Below are 5,362 nucleotides of genomic sequence, written 5' to 3'. Positions count from 1 at the left end.
GCCTCAGCGTCCGCAGCGGCGGCCGCGCGGCGCCGGGCTACGACGGGATCGGCACGCTGTCGGCCAACGGCAACGTGCTGTTCGAGGCGGGCTCGATCTTCCAGGTGAAGGCGGATGCGGCCGGCAACAGCGACCGGATCGCGGCGGGCGGCGTCGCGACCCTGCGCGGCGGCCTCGTCGACGTGCAGGCGCAGCCAGGCGCCTACAGCGCCAACACCACCTACACGATCCTCACGGCAGCGGGCGGCGTGCAGGGGCAGTTCGCCGCCGTCACCTCCAACTTCGCCTTCCTGACGCCGTCGCTGACTTACGCGGACGACGCGGTGCAGCTGCACCTGATCCGCAACGACCTCGGCTTCGACACCGCCGGCGCGACGGTGAACGGCGTCGCCGCCGGCCGGCGCGCGCAGTCGCTCGGTGCCGGACAGGCGGTCTACGACGCGGTCGGCCCGCTCTCCACCGCCCAGGCCCGGCAGGCCTTCGACGCGCTCTCGGGCGAAGTCCACGCGAGCGCGGTCACCGCGCTCGTCGAGTCCGGCGGCCTGGCGCGCGAGGCGATCCTCGATCGGATGCGCTGGTCGGACGGCGCCGGCCTCACCTGCACGCCGGCCGCGCCCGGCCTGCCGGCAGAGCGCGCACCGATCGCCCGGGTGCCGCTGAACTCCGTGCCCGAATGCGGCACGGGCCTCGGCCCCGGCGGCCTCGACCAGCGGATCGTCGGCTTGTGGGGCCAGGGCTTCGGCAGCTTCGGGCGCACCGGCTCGGACGGCAACGCTGCCGCCCTCCAGCGCAACACCGGCGGCCTCGTGATCGGCGGCGACGTCGCCGCGAGCGACCTGATCCGCGTCGGCGCCGCCGCCGGCTACACCGACACCGCCCTCGACATCCCGCTGCGCATGTCGAGCGGCAACGTCCAGACCGGGTTCGGGTCGGTCTATGCCGGCATCGGCCTCGGCGCGCTCGACCTGCGGATCGGCGGCCTCTACGGCATCAGCGACACCGAGACCCGGCGCGACGTCGCGTTCGCCGGCTTTCGCGACAGCGCCCGCGCCTCTTACGGCGGCAGCGTCGCGCAGGGCTTCGGCGAAATCGGCTACCGCATGGACCTCGCCGGCCTGACGCTGGAGCCCTTTGCCGGCGGTGCGGTGATCCGCGTCGGGCAGGACGCCTTTTCCGAGACCGGCGGCGCAGCGGCGCTCACCGGCGCGGCGCGCGACGCCACCGTGTCCACCGCGACCGCGGGCGTGCGGGCCGAGGCGCGGATCGACGGCTTCGTCGGCGGCCTGCCGATGCTGCTGCGCGGCCTCGTCGGGTATCGCGGCGCCCTCGGCGACGTCACCCCGAACGCGCTGCTTGCCTTCAATGCCGGTGGCGTCTCGGCGCTGACCCGCGGCGCGCCGGTCGACCGCAGCGCCGTGCTGCTCGAGACCGGGTTGAGCTGGATCGTCCTACCCTCGACCACCGTCGGCCTGTCCTATGCCGGGCAGATCGGCGCCCGCGCCCAGGACCACGGCGCCAAGGGCAACCTGACCTACCGCTTCTGACGCCGCCACCACGCGACGAGGGCGGCCCAGGTCCTCTCGATCCAGCGGGCGGCCTTCTCCAGCGGCACCTTCAGCCAGGGCACGTCCTGCGCCAGAAGCGCGAGGCCGAGCGGCAGCATCCACAGGCCGAGCACCGGCAGGATCGAGAAGATCCCGCCGAGGATGAGCAGCAGCGCGGCCCCCACCCGCAGCCACAGGCGCGACGGCTCGCGCAGCCAGCCGACGGCGCGCTGCAGCGGCGCGGGCAGCTTTTGGGAGAGGTGCGCGACGCGCTGGTCCCAATCGTCGGGTGTCGGGTTCATCCTCCAGGAACGCACCAGCGACGAAAACGTCGCCGGATTTTCTCGGTCCCGGTGTGCGGACGGGGCAGCGTCGGGCGCCGCTCAGTAGCCCAGCGCCAAGCCGGTGTTCCGGCGCGGGTCGTTCGCCCCGTAGAACCGGTTCGCCCCGACCGCCTTGCCGCCGAGCACCGGCGCGCCGATCAGGATCGCGGCGAGGTGGTTGGCCGGCTGCGGCCCGGCGAAATGGTGGCCCATGCCCTCGAGGATCCTGCGGGTGTCGGGCGAGAGCGCGAACCGCTCGACGTTGGTGACGTCGGGCAGCCACTGGTTGTGGATGCGGGGCGCGTCGGCCGCCTCCTGCACGTTCATGCCGTAATCGACGACGTTCAGGATGCTGTGCAGCACCACGGTGAGGATGCGGCTGCCGCCCGGCGTGCCGGTGACGAGGACGGGCTTGCCGTCCTTGGTCACGATGGTCGGGCTCATCGAGCTCAGCGGCGTCTTGCCCGGCGCGATGGCGTTGGCCTCGCCCTGCACCAACCCGTAGATGTTCGGGACCCCGACCTTGGCGGTGAAGTCGTCCATCTCGTCGTTGAGCAGCACGCCGGTGCCGGGCACGGTGATGCGCGCGCCGAACCAGTCGTTCAGGGTGTAGGTCACCGAGACCGCGTTGCCGGCGCCGTCGACGATGGAATAATGCGTCGTGTTGCTGCCCTCGTGCGGCGGCACCCCCGGCTTGAGCCGGCTCGACACGCCGGCCTTGCCCGGATCGATCGCGCTCCGGATGGTCGCCGCGTAGGCCTTGTCGGTCAGGCGCGCGGTCGGGTTGTCGACGAAGTCGGGATCGCCCAGGTAGCTGTTGCGGTCGACGTAGGCGTGCCGCATCGCCTCGATCTCGTAGTGGATCGCCTGCACCGAGCCCCAGCCGAGATCGCCGAGGGGGTAGCCTTCGAGGATGTTCAGCATCTCGCAGATGACGACGCCGCCCGAACTCGGCGGCGGAGCCGAGATCACGCGGTAGCCGCGATAGTCGCACTCGACCGGCTTCAGCTCGCGGGTGCGGTAGCGGTCGAGGTCGGCCTGGACGATCAGGCCCTTGCCGGCCTGGCTGGAGGACACGATCGCGCTGCCGACCGGGCCGCCGTAGAAGCCGGCCGCGCCGTGCTCGGCGATCGTCCGGAGCGTTCCCGCGAGATCCTTCTGCTTGAGCGTCCGGCCGGCCCGGAACGGCGCATCGCCGTCGACGAAGATCGCGGCGGAGGCCGGATCCCTGCGCAGGTCCGGGGTGGCGATGGCGAACATGTCGGCGTCGCCCTGCTCGAGGACGAAACCGCCCTCGGCGTAGGCGATGGCCGGGGCGATCAGGTCGGCGCGGGCCATCGTCCCGTAGGTCTCGAGCGCCGTCTCCAGGCCGGAGACGGTGCCCGGCACCGCCACGGCGAGGGGGCCGCTGACGCTTAGGCCCTTGATGACGTTCCCGTCCCTGTCGAGGTACATGTCGCGGGTCGCGGCCAAGGGCGCCTTCTCGCGAAAATCGAGGAAGGTCCGGCGCCCGTCGGCGAGCTGGACGGTCATGAAGCCGCCGCCGCCGAGGTTGCCCGCGGCCGGGTAGACCACCGCCAGCGCGTAGCCGACGGCCACCGCCGCATCGACGGCATTGCCGCCGCGCTTCAGCACGTCGACGCCGACCTGGGTCGCGAGGTGCTGCGCGGTCACGACCATGCCGTGCTCGGCCACCGCGGGCGCGATCGAGGCCGCTCGGGCCGGCATCGCGAGGGCGAGGATCGCGAGCATCGACGCGACCGCCCGGGCCGGCCTGCGGTGCGACCCAGCCGTCTGCGTCGGGCCAGGGCTGCCGTCCGTTCGATCCAGGCGCATCGTCGCTCCGAGGAAAGTTGGTAAGGCCGCGCTCGCGGCCCGGGCGGTGGAATGGGCCGCCAAGGTTGGCGCCGCGTCAACCGGCGCCGGGCGAAAATCGCGAAGGGCCGCCTCCCGCCCCGCAAGCCGCGTTCCGTGCCCGATCGCGGCGTGCGCCGACGGCGAAAAGCCCCGCCGGCTGGCCTCGGCCCCGGCCCTGCTGTTAAGAGGCCCCTCGACGGGCGGCCCGAAAGAGGCTCGGCCCGACGGAGGAACGATGCCTCGCTTTATTCTCCCCATCGCCGGAGCCGTGCTGATCGCCATGACCGCTGCCGCCAACGCCGACTACACCACCCTGCCCTCCGGCCTGAAGTATCAGGACGAAGTCGTCGGCACCGGGCCCGAGCCGAAGGCCGGCCAGAAGGTGACCGTGCAGTACACCGGCTGGCTCGACGACGCCGGCAAGAAGGGCAAGAAGTTCGATTCCTCGCGGGATCGCAACCAGCCCTTCACCTTCACCCTCGGCGCCGGCCAGGTCATCCAGGGCTGGGACCTCGGCGTCGCCACGATGAAGCAGGGCGGCAAGCGCACCCTGGTGATCCCGGCCGAGCTCGGCTACGGCGCCCGCGGCGCCGGCGGCATCATCCCGCCCGGCGCGACGCTGATCTTCGACGTCGAGCTTCTCGGCGCGAAGTAACGCGGACGGCTGCGCGAACGCGGGAGTTCGAGACGATGCTGTTCGCGCAGCTTCCCGACGACCTGTTCCGGCCGCTGGCCTCGCCGAGCCGGGCCTTCAACGCCGCGCTGCTGCTGCACCTGCACCGCAAGGTGATGGGCACCAGCCCCGACCCGGTGCGCAAGGCGGAGCTGCTGGCCGCCATCGGCGACTTCTCCGCCGACTGGGCGCTCGACCAGCAATCCGACGACGAGCCGGTGCCGGTCGATCCGATCGAGCGGCGCTCGGCGCTGTTCCGGCGCTTCCTCGAGACCGGCTGGCTGATCGAGCGGCGCGAGCGCTACGTGCCGGTGGTCGATTTCGACCCCGAGGCGCGGCTGCTGCTCGAGGAGCTGTCGCGGATGGAGCGCGGCGAGACCCGCTCCTACGGCGCCGCGATCCTCGACGTGCTCGGAAGCCTGGAGAGCGCGATCGCCAACGCCGCCGATCGCTCCGAGGCGCTCGGCAACGCGGCCCGCGCGGCGCAGGCCTTCCTCGGGCACGTCCGCGGGCTGGCCGGCGCGATGCGCAAGATCGAGGAGCGCATTCTCCACGAGGAGGACATGCGCGCCGCCTTCCGCCTCTACTTCGAGGACTTCGTCGAGCGCCACCTGATCAGCGACTACCGGACGCTGCACACGCGCTACAACCCGTTCCGCTTCCGCTCGGCGATCGTGCGCGAGGCGGGCCGCGCGCTGCGCGACCCGCTGCTGATCCGCGCGCTCGCCGAGGCGATCCTGCGCGAGGGAAGGGCGGCGGAACTCCGCGTCGCCGAGCGCGGCGTGCGCGCCGACCTCACCCAGATCCTGTCGATCTTCGAAGGACTCGACCGGCACCTCGACGCCGTCGACGACGTGGTCGCGCGGATGGAGCGCCGGATCGCGGCCGCCGTCCGCTACATGGACCGGCCGGATTCGGCCGGGATCGAGCGCACGGCGGCGGCCCTGCGCGCGGTCGGCGCCGCC

5 protein-coding genes are annotated in these 5,362 nt (G+C 72.6%); 3 read left to right on the top strand and 2 right to left on the bottom strand.

Annotated features, from left to right (window positions below):
* The coding region (locus FV223_RS19195) for an autotransporter domain-containing protein (protein ID WP_147728505.1) at nt 1–1,544 on the top strand (1,544 nt) is incomplete at its 5' end.
* Here FV223_RS19195 and FV223_RS19190 read toward each other — a convergent pair.
* Both FV223_RS19190 and ggt read right to left on the bottom strand, forming a co-directional pair.
* On the bottom strand, nt 1,532–1,846 hold the full coding sequence (locus FV223_RS19190) for a hypothetical protein (RefSeq protein ID WP_147728504.1): 315 nt from the start codon (nt 1,844–1,846) through the stop codon (nt 1,532–1,534). The genes FV223_RS19195 and FV223_RS19190 overlap by 13 nt on opposite strands.
* An 81-nt stretch (nt 1,847–1,927) precedes the next feature.
* Nucleotides 1,928–3,619: a gamma-glutamyltransferase gene (gene ggt / locus FV223_RS19185; protein ID WP_210247519.1), complete on the bottom strand. Its 1,692-nt coding sequence runs from the start codon at nt 3,617–3,619 to the stop codon at nt 1,928–1,930.
* A 340-nt stretch (nt 3,620–3,959) separates the two neighbouring features.
* Here ggt and FV223_RS19180 point away from each other — a divergent pair, with 340 nt between their 5' ends.
* The gene (locus tag FV223_RS19180; protein WP_147728502.1) at nt 3,960–4,379 is read left to right on the top strand and encodes an FKBP-type peptidyl-prolyl cis-trans isomerase; all 420 of its coding nucleotides are present in this window, start codon (nt 3,960–3,962) and stop codon (nt 4,377–4,379) included.
* A gap of 35 nt (nt 4,380–4,414) precedes the next feature.
* The coding region (locus FV223_RS19175; protein WP_147728501.1) for a Wadjet anti-phage system protein JetA family protein at nt 4,415–5,362 on the top strand (948 nt) is incomplete at its 3' end.

The sequence above is a fragment of the Methylobacterium sp. WL116 genome (genome assembly GCF_008039455.1).
In the GTDB taxonomy this organism is placed as follows: Bacteria; Pseudomonadota; Alphaproteobacteria; order Rhizobiales; family Beijerinckiaceae; genus Methylobacterium.
Note: the sequence above shows the minus strand (reverse complement) of the source record. Positions and strands in the feature narration are given on the sequence as shown.

What these genes read in the sequence shown, in the direction of transcription:
- FV223_RS19190 (WP_147728504.1), bottom strand. Translation starts at nt 1,846, where the DNA reads ATGAACCCGACACCCGACGATTGGGACCAGCGCGTCGCGCACCTCTCC.
- ggt (WP_210247519.1), bottom strand. Translation starts at nt 3,619, where the DNA reads ATGCTCGCGATCCTCGCCCTCGCGATGCCGGCCCGAGCGGCCTCGATC.
- FV223_RS19180 (WP_147728502.1), top strand. Translation starts at nt 3,960, where the DNA reads ATGCCTCGCTTTATTCTCCCCATCGCCGGAGCCGTGCTGATCGCCATG.